Origin of the sequence: Streptomyces luteolifulvus, assembly GCF_008806595.1 — a bacterium.
Lineage (GTDB): Bacteria > Actinomycetota > Actinomycetes > Streptomycetales > Streptomycetaceae > Streptomyces > Streptomyces luteolifulvus.
On sequence record NZ_VZRB01000030.1, the window covers coordinates 33,847 to 48,047 of the forward strand.

11 protein-coding genes are annotated in these 14,201 nt (G+C 68.1%); 1 reads left to right on the plus strand and 10 read right to left on the minus strand.

Annotation, left to right across the window (positions count from 1 at the left end; all coding sequences use genetic code 11):
* Window positions 1-141: 141 nt before the first annotated feature.
* A complete protein-coding gene (locus tag F7R91_RS31915; RefSeq protein ID WP_150954876.1) occupies window positions 142-1,158 on the minus strand; it encodes a hypothetical protein in 1,017 nt (338 codons plus the stop codon).
* A 68-nt stretch (window positions 1,159-1,226) separates the two neighbouring features.
* Here F7R91_RS31915 and F7R91_RS31920 point away from each other — a divergent pair, with 68 nt between their 5' ends.
* Window positions 1,227-1,589: an NYN domain-containing protein gene (locus F7R91_RS31920; protein WP_150954880.1), complete on the plus strand. Its 363-nt coding sequence runs from the start codon at window positions 1,227-1,229 to the stop codon at window positions 1,587-1,589.
* A 10-nt stretch (window positions 1,590-1,599) separates the two neighbouring features.
* Here F7R91_RS31920 and F7R91_RS31925 read toward each other — a convergent pair whose 3' ends face one another.
* From F7R91_RS31925 to ngcE, 9 genes are all read right to left on the minus strand, one after another.
* Window positions 1,600-3,123: an amino acid permease gene (locus tag F7R91_RS31925; RefSeq protein ID WP_150954884.1), complete on the minus strand. Its 1,524-nt coding sequence runs from the start codon at window positions 3,121-3,123 to the stop codon at window positions 1,600-1,602.
* A gap of 334 nt (window positions 3,124-3,457) precedes the next feature.
* Window positions 3,458-5,422 carry a 1-deoxy-D-xylulose-5-phosphate synthase gene (gene dxs, locus F7R91_RS31935; RefSeq protein WP_150954887.1) on the minus strand — a complete coding sequence of 655 codons (1,965 nt, stop codon included), beginning with the start codon at window positions 5,420-5,422 and terminating at the stop codon, window positions 3,458-3,460.
* 280 nt (window positions 5,423-5,702) lie between these two features.
* Complete coding sequence (locus tag F7R91_RS31940) at window positions 5,703-7,016, minus strand: sugar ABC transporter permease (protein ID WP_150954891.1); 1,314 nt, start codon at window positions 7,014-7,016, stop codon at window positions 5,703-5,705.
* Window positions 7,013-7,804, minus strand: a complete 792-nt coding sequence (locus tag F7R91_RS31945; protein ID WP_150954894.1) for an ATP-binding cassette domain-containing protein — start codon at window positions 7,802-7,804, stop codon at window positions 7,013-7,015. Before F7R91_RS31945 ends, F7R91_RS31940 begins: the two co-directional genes overlap by 4 nt.
* A gap of 247 nt (window positions 7,805-8,051) precedes the next feature.
* A complete protein-coding gene (locus F7R91_RS31950; protein ID WP_150955001.1) occupies window positions 8,052-9,131 on the minus strand; it encodes a sugar ABC transporter substrate-binding protein in 1,080 nt (359 codons plus the stop codon).
* Window positions 9,132-9,263: 132 nt separating this feature from the next.
* On the minus strand, window positions 9,264-10,463 hold the full coding sequence (locus F7R91_RS31955) for an ROK family transcriptional regulator (protein WP_150955005.1): 1,200 nt from the start codon (window positions 10,461-10,463) through the stop codon (window positions 9,264-9,266).
* Between the two features lie 188 nt (window positions 10,464-10,651).
* On the minus strand, window positions 10,652-11,575 hold the full coding sequence (locus tag F7R91_RS31960; protein ID WP_150954897.1) for a carbohydrate ABC transporter permease: 924 nt from the start codon (window positions 11,573-11,575) through the stop codon (window positions 10,652-10,654).
* A 15-nt stretch (window positions 11,576-11,590) separates the two neighbouring features.
* Entirely contained in the window at window positions 11,591-12,520 is a 930-nt protein-coding gene (locus F7R91_RS31965; protein ID WP_150954900.1) for a carbohydrate ABC transporter permease, read from the minus strand.
* Window positions 12,521-12,593: 73 nt separating this feature from the next.
* The gene (ngcE, locus tag F7R91_RS31970) at window positions 12,594-14,036 is read right to left on the minus strand and encodes an N-acetylglucosamine/diacetylchitobiose ABC transporter substrate-binding protein (RefSeq protein ID WP_150954903.1); all 1,443 of its coding nucleotides are present in this window, start codon (window positions 14,034-14,036) and stop codon (window positions 12,594-12,596) included.
* Window positions 14,037-14,201: the final 165 nt, after the last annotated feature.

Below are 14,201 nucleotides of genomic sequence, written 5' to 3' on the forward strand. Positions count from 1 at the left end.
TGCCCCTTCCATGAGTCTCGGCGCGGCTTACCTGCCTGCCCCGAACCCATGTACGGGAGGCCGAGCGGGCCCATCATAAGATGATCGTTCGGTGAACAGTGTGCGACGCCCACGTGGGCGACCACGAGGCCGGTCCCGCGCTCAGATCTCCTGCCAGGCCGTCAGCGCCAGCCCCGGCTCCTCCTTGCGCCGGGTCAGGAGCAGCTGCCCGGTGGACGGGGACGAGGTCGCCGCGACCACGCGGTCCGTCTCGTCCAGGGTGAGGGACACCACGGCGTCGGGGGGCAGTTGCGGACCCGACTCGGTCCACCAGGCGCCGGCCGTCTCCTGCTCGGTGGGGTACGCGGCGAAGGCGACGCGGCCGCCTGCCGAGCGCTGGGCGAGGAGCGTGCAGTCGTGGCCGTCGAGTTCGCAGCGGACGGCGGAGACCGGGCCGGGGCCGGCGGCGGTGAGCAGGGTGGCGGGCTTGGCACCGGGGCGCCAGGCGCACAGATGGCCGGAGTCGTCGGTGAAGTAGAGCGTCGTGCTCTGCGGGGACGTCGCCAGCGCGCGGAGGGTGCCGGGGCGGACCGCGGCCTCCAGCGCCTCGTCCAGCACCGGTCGTGCGCCCGCCTCCTCCTGGCTCCAGTGCAGGATCGCGCCGGGCACGGCGGCGTACAGCTCGACCCGGCCGGACTCCCCCGTGACCGCGGCGAGCCCCTCCTGGACATCACGTCCCTTGAGGTCGAGCCAAGGGTCCCAGCCGCCCTTCTCCTTCTGCGCCAGCATGCCGATCCCGCCCGAGGCGTTGCGGACGAAGACATGGGCGCGGCCCTGGGCGTCCACGGCGACGGCGGGTGTGCCGGTGCGGTCGCCCCTCCCGTCGGGGTGGCCGAGGGGGTTCCAGTCCAGGGCGGCCAGCCGGGGCCGGAAATGGGTGGAGTGGACGAGGCCGGACTCGCCGGGCACGGTGGGCCGCCAGGCGACCAGATGGGCGTAGCCGTCACTGCCCCGGCCGACGGCGACCGACGGGTGCAGCTTCTGGCCGCCGCCCACTGTGCGCGGCGGGTCCCAGGGGCCGCCGGGTCCGTGCTCCGCCCGGCACAGGACGGCGTCCTCGGAGAACAGATAGACACTGAGCCGCCCGTCTCGGCCGCGTACGAGCCAGTCGCCGTTCACCGGATCACTCTATGGCGCGGCCGCCCGGCTCGCTCCGGGTGGGACGACGGGCGTGCCACCCTGTTCCCATGACCCCGCTCCTGGTGATCGTCGATGCCGCGAACGTCGTCGGATCGGTGCCCGACGGCTGGTGGCGCGACCGGCGCGGTGCCGCGGAGCGGTTGCGGGACCGGCTGGCGGCGGACGGGGTGCCGGGGCACGAGGGCCCCGTGGAGATCGTCCTCGTGGTGGAGGGCGCGGCGCGCGGCGTGGAGTCCGCACCGGGCGTACGGGTCGAGTCGGCACCGGGCAGCGGGGACGACCATATCGTCGCCCTGGTCACCGAGGCCGGCGGCCGCCCCGTCCTGACGGTCACAGCGGACCGCGAACTGCGCCGCAGGGTCGAGCAGTTGGGATCGAGGGTGGCGGGACCGCGGACGGTCCGGCCGTAGGTCACTCCGGTTACTGGGGACCGCCCGGCTTCCCCCGCAGCACCTCCGCCCGGGTCGTCTCCTCGTGGCGGCCCACTCGGCTGTGGGAGCGGCCGTAGAGGAAGTACACGACGCAGCCGACGACCATCCAGATGCCGAAGCGGAGCCATGTCTCGGCGGGCAGGTTCAGCATCAGCCACAGGGAGGCGAGGACCGAGAGGATCGGCAGGACCGGCACCCACGGGGTGCGGAACGCCCGGGGCAGGTCGGGGCGGGTCCTGCGGAGGATGATCACGCCGATCGCGACGACCACGAACGCGAACAGCGTGCCGATGTTCACCAGCTCGGCCAGCTCGCTGAGGCTGGTGAAGCCCGCCAGGATCGCGATCAGCACACCGAGCAGGACGGTCGGCCGGTGCGGGGTCTTGAACTTCGGGTGGACCTGGGAGAAGAACCGGGGCAGCAGTCCGTCGCGGCTCATCGCGAAGAAGACCCGGGTCTGCCCGAGGAGAAGGATCATGCAGACGGTCGTCAGGCCGACCGCGGCGCCGAAACTGATGAAGCCGGCGAACCAGGGATGCCCGGTCGACTTGAACGCGTCGGCGAGCGGGGCGTCCACGGACAGCCTGCTGTAGTGCTGCATACCGGTCACGACGATCGAGACGGCGACGTACAGGACGGTGCAGATGAGGAGGGAGCCGAGGATGCCGCGGGGCATGTCCCGCTGCGGGTTGCGGGTCTCCTCGGCGGCGGTGGCCACCACGTCGAAGCCGATGAAGGCGAAGAAGACGACGGAGGCGGCGGTGAAGATGCCCATCACCCCGAAGTTGGACGGGGCCCAGCCGAACATCAGCTGGATCAGCGGGGCTTGGAGACTTTCACCGGCCGGTACGGTCTGCGTCTTCGGGACGAACGGATCGTAGTTGTCGCCGTTGATGAGGAACGCACCCGCGATGATCACGGTGAGGACCACGGTCACCTTGATGGCGACCACGAGCGAGGTGATCCGCGCGGAGAGCTTCACACCGAGCACGAGGATGCCGGTGAGCACCAGCACGAGGGCCGCGGCGAGGATGTCGAAGCCGAAGCCCTCGGCTCCCTCTCTCCCGCTCAGGGCATCCGGCAGATGCCAGCCCGCGTTGTCGAGCAGCGAGGCGATGTAGCCCGACCAGCCGACGGCGACCACCGCGGTGCCGAGCGCGAACTCCAGCACCAGGTCCCAGCCGATGATCCAGGCGGGCAGTTCGCCCAGAGAGGCGTACGAGAACGTGTACGCGGAGCCCGCCACCGGGACCGTCGAGGCGAACTCGGCGTAGCAGAGCGCGGCGAGCGCGCACGCGACGCCGGCCGCGACGAAGGCCAGGGACACGGCGGGACCGGCGTTGTTCTTGGCCACCGTGCCGGTCAGAACGAAGATGCCCGTGCCGATGATGACACCGACGCCGAAGACGGTCAGATCCACCGCGGACAAGGACTTCTTGAGCGCGTGCTCTGGCTCCTCGGTGTCGAGGATCGACTGCTCGACGTTCTTGGTCCGGAAGAGGGTGCTGCTCACGGGCGTACCTCCCACGCTTGTCGTCCCCGACATGATCGAGAGGGGGCGTGGTGCGTATGCCCCGACGCGAGGGGATTCACGCAGATGGGCCGGTTTCACCACCCTTCGACGTGGCGGAACCGGCCCATCCGGACGAGACGTGGCGGGCTAGGGTCGGTCGTTTGGATCACTCCGGCTTCTGGCCACGGTGCCGCATGGCTGCCGGTGAGCGGGTCTTGGTGCGTGCAGCTGCAAGGCGGAGGAGGGCGTCAACGCGGAGCGTTGGCAACCGACGACAACGCCGCAGATGTGCGTGCCAAGACCCGCGGCCCAGGCGTGATCCAAACGACAGGCCTCAGTCGCGTGCGGGCTCCACTGAGTCGATGGCGGCCGCCGTACGGTCGGTGGGGGTCCCCCCGCTCGAGCGAAGCCGGGAGTGGGGGAGGCCGTCGAGCTTGGCGACGAGGCCGGTGACCTGGCGGGCGATGTCCGGGGCCGTGAGGCCGATCTCGGCCATGACCTCGGTGCGGGAGGCGTGGTCGAGGAAGCGCGGCGGGATACCGAAGTCGCGCAGCGGGACGTCGACGCCCGCGTCGCGCAGGGCCTGCGCGACCGCCGAACCGACTCCGCCGGCGCGGGAGTTGTCCTCGACGGTGACGACCACCCGGTGCCGCTCGGCGAGCGGGGCCATGGCCTCGTCGACGGGCTTGACCCAGCGCGGGTCGACGACGGTGGTGGTGATGCCCTGCCGGTCGAGCAGTCCGGCGATCTCCAGGCACATGGGGGCGAGGGCTCCCACGGAGACGAGGAGCACGTCGGGCGTGTCCGTGCCCGCCTCACGCAGCACGTCCATGCCGCCCACCCGACCCACGGCGGGTACGGCGGGACCGACGGCGCCCTTGGAGAAACGGACCACGGTCGGCGCGTCGGTGACCTCGACGGCCTCGCGCAGCTGGGCGCGCACCTGCTCGGCGTCGCGCGGCGCGGCGAGCCTCAGACCCGGGACGACCTGGAGGATCGACATGTCCCACATGCCGTTGTGGGAGGCGCCGTCGGTGCCGGTGATACCGGCCCGGTCCAGTACGAAGGTCACGCCGCACTTGTGGAGGGCGACGTCCATCAGCACCTGGTCGAAGGCCCGGTTGAGGAAGGTCGCGTACACCGCGAACACCGGATGCAGACCGCCCGTGGCCAGGCCCGCGGCGGACACGGCGCCGTGCTGCTCCGCGATGCCGACGTCGTACACCCGCTCCGGGAAGGCCTTGGCGAACTTGTCCAGGCCGACCGGCTGGAGCATGGCCGCCGTGATGGCGACGATGTCCTTGCGCTCCCTGCCGAGCTCGACCATCTCGTCGCCGAACACGGACGTCCAGTCCGCGCCGGAGGTGGCGATCGGCAGGCCCGTGTCGGGGTGGATCTTGCCGACGGCGTGGAAGCGGTCGGCCTCGTCCTGGAGGGCGGGCTGATAGCCGCGGCCCTTCTCGGTCAGACAGTGCACGATGACCGGTCCGCCGAAGCGCTTGGCGCGCGCGAGGGCGGACTCCAGGGCCTCGATGTCGTGCCCGTCGATGGGGCCGACGTACTTGAGCCCCAGGTCCTCGAACATGCCCTGCGGGGCGATGAAGTCCTTCAGGCCCTTCTTGGCGCCGTGCAGGGTCTCGTAGAGCGGCCTGCCGACGACCGGGGTGCGCTCCAGGAGGTCCCTGGTACGGGCCAGGAAACGCTCGTAGCCGTCGGTGGTACGCAAGGTCGCGAGGTGGTTGGCGAGGCCGCCGATGGTCGGCGCGTACGACCGCTCGTTGTCGTTGACGACGATGACCAGGGGGCGGTCCTTGGCGTCGGCGATGTTGTTCAGCGCCTCCCAGGCCATACCGCCGGTGAGGGCGCCGTCACCGATCACGGCGACGACGTGGTCGTCGCGTTTGAGCACCTGGTTGGCCTTGGCGAGACCGTCGGCCCAGCCGAGGACGGTCGAGGCGTGCGAGTTCTCGATCACGTCGTGCTCGGACTCGGCCTGCGAGGGGTAGCCGGACAGGCCGCCCTTCATCTTCAGCTTCGAGAAGTCCTGCCGGCCGGTGAGCAGCTTGTGGACGTAGGACTGGTGTCCGGTGTCCCAGAGCACCTTGTCCTTGGGGGAATCGAACACCCTGTGCAGGGCGATGGTGAGCTCGACGACGCCGAGGTTCGGGCCGAGGTGGCCGCCGGTCTTGGAGACGGCGTCGACGAGGAAGCTCCGGATCTCCTCTGCCAGCTGGTCCAGCTGCTCCAGGCTGAGCCGGTCCAGATCGCGCGGTCCCCTGATGCGGGTCAGCAGCGGCACCCGTGCCTCCTTGCAGTAGAGCTGATCGAGCTGTTGCCGGGCTTGTCGAGTCTAATGTTCCGCCTGCGCGCCCGGAGCCCGGGCAGTGCGTCATACATCACGCGATCGGCCCTACCCAGGAAGGCCCTCCCCTACGACACGACTGTTGCCCGGTACCCCCATTGGTACCGGGCAACAGTCACCCCCTCAGGGGCGCGGGGAACTGCGTGACCAGCCACATCGGACCGGCACCCGCCGAACCACCGCACCCCTTACGGCGCTATGCGCCACGCGCCACGCGCTACGCGCGCCCCGCAGCCTTCTGCGACTTGCGCGAGACGGAGTCGATGACCACCGCACCCAGCAGCACCGCACCGGTGATCATGTACTGAATCGACGTGTTCATGTTCAGCAGGTCGAGACCCGTCTGAATCGACTGGATGACCAGCATGCCCAGCAGCGCGGACCAGACGGTCCCCCGCCCGCCGAACAGGCTCGTCCCACCGATGACCGCCGCCGCGATCGCCAGCATCAGCGTGTTGCCGCCGCCGGCGTTCAGCGTCGCGCTCTGCGTCTGCCCGGCGAAGAACATGCCGCCGACCGCCGCGAAGAAGCCGGAGAGGGCGAACACGGTGATACGGATCATGGGCACGTTGATACCCGCACGGCGAGCCGCCTCGATGCCGCCGCCGACCGCGAAGACCTTACGGCCGTACGGGGTACGCCGCAGCACGAAGTCGACGATCACCAGCGCCGCGAGGAAGATCACCAGGGAGTTGGTGACACCGGCGGACTGGTTCAGCACGTACGCGGAGACGAACGCGGCCACCGCGAGGAGACCGACCCGCAGCGCGATCTCGCTGGTGGGCCTGAACGGCACTCCGGCCGCGCGGCGTCGGCGCTGCTCGATGAGCGAGCCGAAGAGCATGGACGCGACACCGAGGCCGGCCAGCAGGTAGGCACCGATGACGGCCTGGTCCATGAAGAACGAGCTCTGCCCGAAGAGGTGCACCGGACCCTCGTCCGGGATGTTGATCGTGCCGCTCGCACCGAGCAGCCACAGCATCAGACCGTTCCAGCCGAGGAAGCCGGCCAGGGTCACCACGAAGGCCGGTACGCCGATCTTCGCGAAGAACCAGCCCTGCAGCGCGCCGATGAGGGCGCCGATGACGAGCGTCAGCGACAGGGCGAGCCAGACGTTCCACCCGTGATTGACCACGTAGACGGCGAACAGCGTGGACGCCAGGCCGCTGACCGAGCCCACCGACAGGTCGATCTCGCCGAGCAGCAGTACGAACACCAGGCCGATGGCGAGCATGCCGGTGGCCGACATGTAGTAGCTGATGTTGGACAGGTTGTCGGCGCTGAGGAAGCGGTCGTTCTGGAGCTGGAAGATCGTCCAGATGACGATCAGTCCGAGCACGACCGGCAGCGAGCCGATCTCGCCGCCCTTCACCTTGCGCTTGAACTCGGTCCAGTAGCCCTTCAGGCCCTCTTCGCGGACCAGCAGGCGGGGGTCGACGATGGAGACCGGTGCGGCCGTGGGGTCGTCGCTGGGAGCCACCGTCTCCTGGAGCTCGGGGTCCTTCTTCACGGTCTTGGACGTGTCGCTCACTTTGCCGCCTCCGTGGTGCGACGCCCCGCACGGCGGGTCACGGCGTTGTCCGTGGCACCGGTGATCGCGGCGATGATCTCTTCGTGGGTGGTGTCCTTCACCGGGAAGGAGCCGTTGTTCTTGCCCAGGCGCAGGACGGCGACGGTGTCCGCGACCGCCTTGACGTCGGCCATGTTGTGGCTGATGAGGATGACGCCGAGGTTGCGCTCGCGCAGCCGCTCGACGAGGTCGAGGACCTGCGCGGTCTGCTCGACGCCGAGGGCGGCGGTGGGCTCGTCGAGGATGACGATCTTGGGGTCGCCGATCAGGGCACGCGCGATGGCGACGACCTGACGCTGGCCACCGGAGAGGCTGGCGATCGGGATGCGCACACTCGGGATGCGGATGGAGAGCGTGCTCAGCAGTTCACGCGCGTTCTTCTCCATCGAGACCTCGTCGATGACGCCGCGGTGGAGCAGCTCACGGCCGAGGTAGAGGTTCCCGACGACGTCGAGGTTGTCGCACAGGGCGAGGTCCTGGTAGACCGTCGCGACGCCGAGTCCCTGGGCGTCGTGCGGCTTGTTGATGCTGACCGGCTTGCCGTCCCACTCGATGACTCCCTCATCGATGGGGTGCACACCGGCGATGGTCTTGACCAGAGTGGACTTTCCGGCACCGTTGTCGCCGACCAGTGCGACTACTTCTCCGGCGTGGACCTCCAGCTCGACGTCGGTGAGGGCCTGCACCGCACCGAATCGCTTGGAGACTCCGCGCAACGCCAGCACGGGCGTAGCGGACACGTGAACCATCTCCTTCGCCGCCTGACCGGCGGGGATGCCGCGCTTGTCGAAAGGCGCGGAGGGTTGTGCCGCGAAGGCACTGATTTACAAGATGAACATGCGCGCGGCCGTGCCATTTGGCAACGGCTGCGCCTCATGCTTCCGTCCGGCGCCCGCCCCGCAGCGGGGTTGAGGTGGGGCGGGCGCCGGACAGGCTCTGCTGCCGCGGGGCGTGTCCTACGAGTACCCGACTCCGCAGAACACGCCCGGGCGGCGATTACTCGAGGCCTGCGGCCTTGCACGCCTTGGCGTAGGCGGGGGTGCAGATCTCCTGGATCGTGTACAGCTTGTCCTTGACCACGGTGTCGTTGATGTTGTCCTTGGTCACGGAGACCGGGGTCAGCAGCTGCGAGGGCACCTTGTCGCCGGAGCCGCTGGTCAGCGTCTCGGTGGCGAGGGACTTGATGTCCTTGTCCTCGAGCAGGTTGACCGCGAGCTGGGCGGCCGCGTCGGCCTCCGGCTTGAAGGCCTTGTAGACGGTGCTGGACTGGGTACCGGCGACGATGCGCTGGATACCGGCGAGCTCCGCGTCCTGACCGGTCAGCGGGATGCCGCTGATGCCGGCGCCCTTGAGGGTGGTGGCGATACCACCGGCCATGCCGTCGTTGGCGGAGTAGACGCCCGCGATGTTCTTCGCGCCGAGCTGGGTGATGGCGGCGGACATCTTCTGGGCGGCGATGCTGTCCTTCCACAGGCCGGACTGCTCGTAGGCGATGTCCACCTTGCCGTCCAGGGCCTTGTGGGCACCGGACTTGAACTGCGCCGCGTTCGGGTCGGCGTCGTCACCGTTGATCATGACGACCTTGGACTTCGGCGTGGCCTTCGAGCCCATGGCGGTGAGCAGGGCCTGGCCCTGGAGCTCGCCGACCTTGACGTTGTCGAAGGAGACGTAGGCGGAGACCGGACCCTGGGCGAGGCGGTCGTACGCGATGACCTTGACGCCCTTGTCGACCGCGGCCTGGATGGAGGACTTGATCGCGGCGGAGTCCTGGGCGCTGATCACGATGACCTTGACGCCCTTGGTGACCATGCTGCTGACCTGCTGGGCCTGCTTGGCCGCATCGGCGTTGGCGTTGGCGTAGTTGACGGTGCAGTCGGAGCAGAGCTCCTTGACCTTCGCCTCGAACAGCGGCCGGTCGAACTTCTCGTAGCGGGTGGTGACGCTGTCGGGCAGGAGCAGACCGATCGACTTGTTGCCGGAGTCGCTGCCGCTGTCCTCGTTGTCACCGGCCTTGCCACAAGCGGCCACCGAGACGGCGAGCGCCCCGGCGACTACGGCAACGGCGGCACGACGCATGTGCGTGTTCACTTCACAAACCTCCCTGACGAGGCCGCGTCGTTGCGGCCGAGGTGGCTGGAAGTCAACTCGGCCACGCGAGCGACGTCAAGAAGTAAATACTTAACGAGATGGCAACGGCGTCTGCGTTCTCTAAGTGAAGGCAGGAGTTACTGCATGCAGCGTGCCGTCCAAAAGGGTCGAATCGCCCATCTCGCTCAGTGCGAGAGCAAGCGCTCCGAGTACCTCCGCACGGCCCCCAAGTGCCCCTGGAAGAACGGACAGTTGACGTGCCGCACTAGGGATCGCGTAGCGGCCGACCGACTCCCTTATCGGCCCGAGCACCAGCTCGCCGGCCTCGGCGAGATCACCGCCGAGGACCACCCGGCTCGGGTTCAACAGATTGCAGAGATTGGCAACTCCACTGCCGATATGGCGGCCGACGTCGGCGATCACCCGACGGCAGCCCGGGTCTCCGTCCCTGGCCAGCCGTACGACACCTTCCATCGTCAGGTCGGTGCCGTGACTGGACTGGAGGAGCGGGAGCACATAGCGGGCGGCCGCGAAGGTCTCCAGGCAGCCCCGGTTTCCGCAACGGCAGACGGGACCGGATTCATCAAGTGTAATATGTCCGATTTCACCGGCGGTGCCGCCGGGACCCCGGTAGATCTTCCCGTTGATCACCAGACCGGCGCCGACACCGCTCGCGACCTTGATGTACGCGAGGTCCCGCACCCCCCGGCCACTGCCCCAGACCATCTCTCCGAGGGCACCGAGGTTGGCGTCGTTGTCCACGTGCACCGGCACGCCGAGCCGCCCCCGCAGCTCCTCGGCGGGCCTGGTGCCGGTCCAGCCGGGCAGGATGGCGGTCGAGCCCAGGGTGCCGGACTCGACGTCGATCGGTCCGGGTACGCCGAGGCCCACGCCGGCGATCTTGGAACGGTCCACCCCCGTCGCCGCGATCAGCCGGCTGACCAGCTGTTCCGCCCGGTCGAAGCCCTGCGTCGAGGAGGCGTCCACATCGAGCGGCTCGGACTCCTCCGCCAGCACCTGGTGGGCGAGGTTCCCGACCGCGACGCGCAAATGCGTATGCCCGAAGTCGACGCCGATGACAATGCCGGCGTCCCCGCTCAGGGACACGCTGCGGGCCCTGCGTCCACCCGCCGAAGTCGGCGTCACCTCGACGGTTCCGCCGTCCTTGAGTTCGCGCACAATATTGGAGACGGTCGCAGCGGACAGACCCGTCGTCCTCGCGATCTCCGCCTGCGTGAGGGACCCGGCCAGCCGCACGGCACGTACGACCCGCTCCAGGTTGGCTCGGTGCAGCGACGACTGCGACCCCGGAGTCTCCACGACGACCTCCTGCGCGCGGGGCCGCTTCGGTGAGGCCCCGTCTATGTCCAACTAGTGAACTCTAAGCTGAGCCGTTCGGGTTGCCTCACGTCAAGAGGTTGAACTGGATCCGGAGTTTGCCCACACGGGTGCGCGCCGTCCCCCTAGGCTTGGGTACGGCGTGCACACGCGGGGTTGCGGAGCGCTGTCTATTTGAGCGTGGCCGAGGTCAGACCCGCCTGCACCTGGCGCTGGAAGGACAGGTACACGACCAGCATCGGGATCATGGCGATCGTCACGCCTGCGAAGAGAACCGGCAGGTCGGAGGCGTATCCCTGCTGTTGCTGGAGCTGGATGAGGCCCTGGGTGAGCACATAGCGCTCGGGGTCGTCGCCGCTCTGCGGCTGCATCAGGACCGTCGGCAGGATGAACTGGTTCCACTGGCCGAGTGTGTTGAAGATCCCGACGCTGAGCAGGCCCGGCTTCGCCATCGGAAGCATCACCTGGAAGAAGGTCCGGGTGTGCGAGGCCCCGTCCAGGATCGACGCCTCGTAGACGGCCGTGGGCAGGGTCCGGAAGAAGGCGTGCATGAAGAACACCGTGAACGGCATGGAGTAGGCGACATACACCAGGATCAGACCCTGGTAGGTGTTCAGCATGTCCAGCCGTTTGACCATGAAGAACAGCGGGACCAGGGCCAGGAACACCGGGAACATCGCGCCCGCGACGAAGAAGTAGTAGAGCAGGCGGTTGCCCCAGAACCGGTAGCGGGCGAGGACGTACGCGGCCATCGAGCCGAACAGCATCGTCAGCGGCACGGAGAAGACCAGCACGATGACGGTGTTGAGGAAGTAGTCGCCGATGCCCTTGTCCCAGGCGCGCGAGAAGACGTCGAGGGACCAGGTCTCCGGCCAGCCGAAGGCCGAGCCGCCGATCTGGGCGTCGGTCTTGAAGGAGCTCAGCACGAGCCACAGCAGGGGCAGCACGATCAGCAGCGCCCACAGGGCGAGGAAGCCGTGCGAGAAGACGTTCAGCGTGACGCCTTCGGTGCGGCTGTCGCCGGGGCGCAGGGGGGTCTTGCCGGCGGACCGCTGGGCGGGGACGGCCGCGGTCTCCTTGAGGGGTGCGCTCATCGTCGTATCTCCCGCTCAGAACTCGATACGGTCGCGGCGGGTGGCGCGCAGCATGACCACGGACACGATCAGGGTGAGGAGCAGCATGATCACGCCCATGGCGCAGGCGTAGCCGCTCTTGCCGTACAGGAGGAAGTTGCGCATCATCACGGTCGCCATGACCTCGCTGTGGTGGTCGGGGCCGCCGCCGTAGTCCCCGGAGGTCATGGTGGAGACCAGGATGAACATGTCCATCGCCGCGATGCCGAGGTAGACCCAGGCGGTCTGCACGGACTCCCACAGCAGCGGCAGGGTGATGCGGAAGAAGGACTGGGCGCGGCCGGCGCCGTCGATCAGCGCGGCCTCGTAGATGTCCCGGGGGATGGACTGCATGGCGGCGGAGAACAGCACCAGGTAGAAGCCGACGCCGTGCCAGACGACCACCAGGATCAGCGCCCACAGCACCAGGCTCGGCTCGTTCAGCCACTCGACGGGGTTCTCGGCGTCGACCAGGCCCAGCTTGATCAGGACGCCGTTGAGCATGCCGCCGCTGTCGCTGCGGTAGACGGCCCCGAACAGCACCGCCATGATCGCCAGGGAGAGCACCTGCGGGAAGAAGTAGACGACCTTGTAGAACTTGGACCCGGCGACACCCGCAACCCCGCCGGCCCGGCCGCGTCCGCCGGCGTTCAGCATGAAGGCGAAGAACAGGGCCAGCAGAATGGTGATCACCGGGATGAACACGAGGAACAGGATGTTGTGCCAGATGGCACCCATGAAGATGTCGTCCTGGAACAGCGCCTTGTAGTTGTCGAGTCCGACGAACTTGAAGGTCTGGGACTGCCCCTTCCAGTCGGTCAGCGAATAGCCGAACGTCTGGACATACGGCCAGATCACGAAGATCAGATAGAGCGCCACGGGAACGAACAGAAATCCCGCGACGAACCGGTACTGCCCTTTGCGCATTGGCGTTCCTGCCCCTGGTGTCCCGTTCCGGGCCGGGGATTTCCCGGCCCGGAATGCGGTCGGCCGATCGAGATCAGTCGCGGTGGTTCTTCTTCGAGGCCGGGTCCTTGGCCTGCTTGTCGACCGCGGCCTGGGCGCGCTTGAGCCACTCCTTGGGCTGAATGCGCTTGGCCATGAGCTCGTTGGACGCGTTCTCGATCGCCGTACCCATCTCGCTGTACCACTCGGTGTACAGGTAACGGAAGGTGTTGTCGCCGGCCGCCTTGGACGCGACGACCGTGGACTGGGTGCCGGGACGCAGCTGGACGTTCGTGTCGACGCCGTCCTTGACGATGGTGAGCGAGTTCGCCTCCTTGGCGAACAGCGTCGACCACTCCCTGGAGAGCATCATCCGCATGAACTCCTTGGCCGCGGGCAGGTTCTTGGCCTTGGCCGGGATGATGAAGGGCTCGCCGGAGCCGGCCCGGATCGCCTCGTAGGGCAGCTTGCTGTCGGGCAGCAGCGGCATCGGCATGAACTTCATGTCGAAGTCGTCCGGGGTCTGCTTGAGCTGCTCGTTCTCCAGCCAGGAGCCACAGGTGATGAAGGCCGCCTTGTACTGGTTCCAGCGGGTCTGGGACTCGGTGTGGGTCAGGCCGTTCGTACCGGGCATCAGATAGCCCTTCTCGACGACCTCGTAGATCGCCTCGACGCCGGCCTGCGCCGCCTCGGAGCCGACGAACGCCTTGGGGTCGAGGTTGTCGATCGCCTTCATGGCGTCCAGGCCGCCCTTCTTGGCGATCAGGTCCATGATGGCGACGTTGATGTAGTACGGGTACTTGCCCTGGTGGGCGAGGCCGCCGATGCCCTGGGACTTGGCGTCCTTGCAGATGGCGAGGAAGTCGGCCCAGGTCTTGGGCTCCTCCCAGCCCTTCTCCTTGAAGAGCTTGCCGGAGTACCACAGGCCCCAGACCGTGTAGATGTAGTTGAGGGCGACGACCTTGTTCTCCTGCATGCCCGCGTCGAGCGTGCCGGGGATGAGGGTGTCGCGGACCTTCTTGCTCGGGTCGTCGATCGACGGGGCGTCCAGGACCGCGGCGAGGTCGAGCAGCTGGCCGTTCTTGTGGAGCACGTCGATCGGGATCTGCTGGGCGCCCGAATCGTCCACGATGTCCGGCGGGTTGCCCGCGTTGAAGCGGGGCTGGAGCTTGCCGGTGATCTCCTGGGTGCCGGTGTGGGTGGAGGTGACGCCCCACTTCTTCTGGAAGCTGGTCTCCCACGCCTTGGCGTAGTCGTCGCCGTAGCCGCCCTTGAAGATGACCACGTCGAGTTTGCTGTTCTTCTGCACGCCGAAGGGGTTGGACTTGGAGGTCTTGCCCTGGGAGTCGTCGGTGGAGTCGTCGCCCCCGCCGCTGGCACACGCGGACAGGAAGCTCATCGTCGGTACGGAGATCAGCCCGAGGGCGGCCGACCGCTTGATCAGATCGCGGCGGCCCACCCCTGTGGAGCCGTTGTTCGCTGCGGAGTTGGATCCCATGCTCAAGTCCTCGCCTTCTCCAGGACTCAGGCGGTGAACCGGATCCTTACCGGCACCGCGGTCGGGTCAAGCTGGGTCGTGCAGGAAGTGCGAATCGTGGTGAATCGCCGACAGGTATAGTCCACTTCCGGCCGACTGGGCAAGATCGAATGCAAGGTTGGTCAT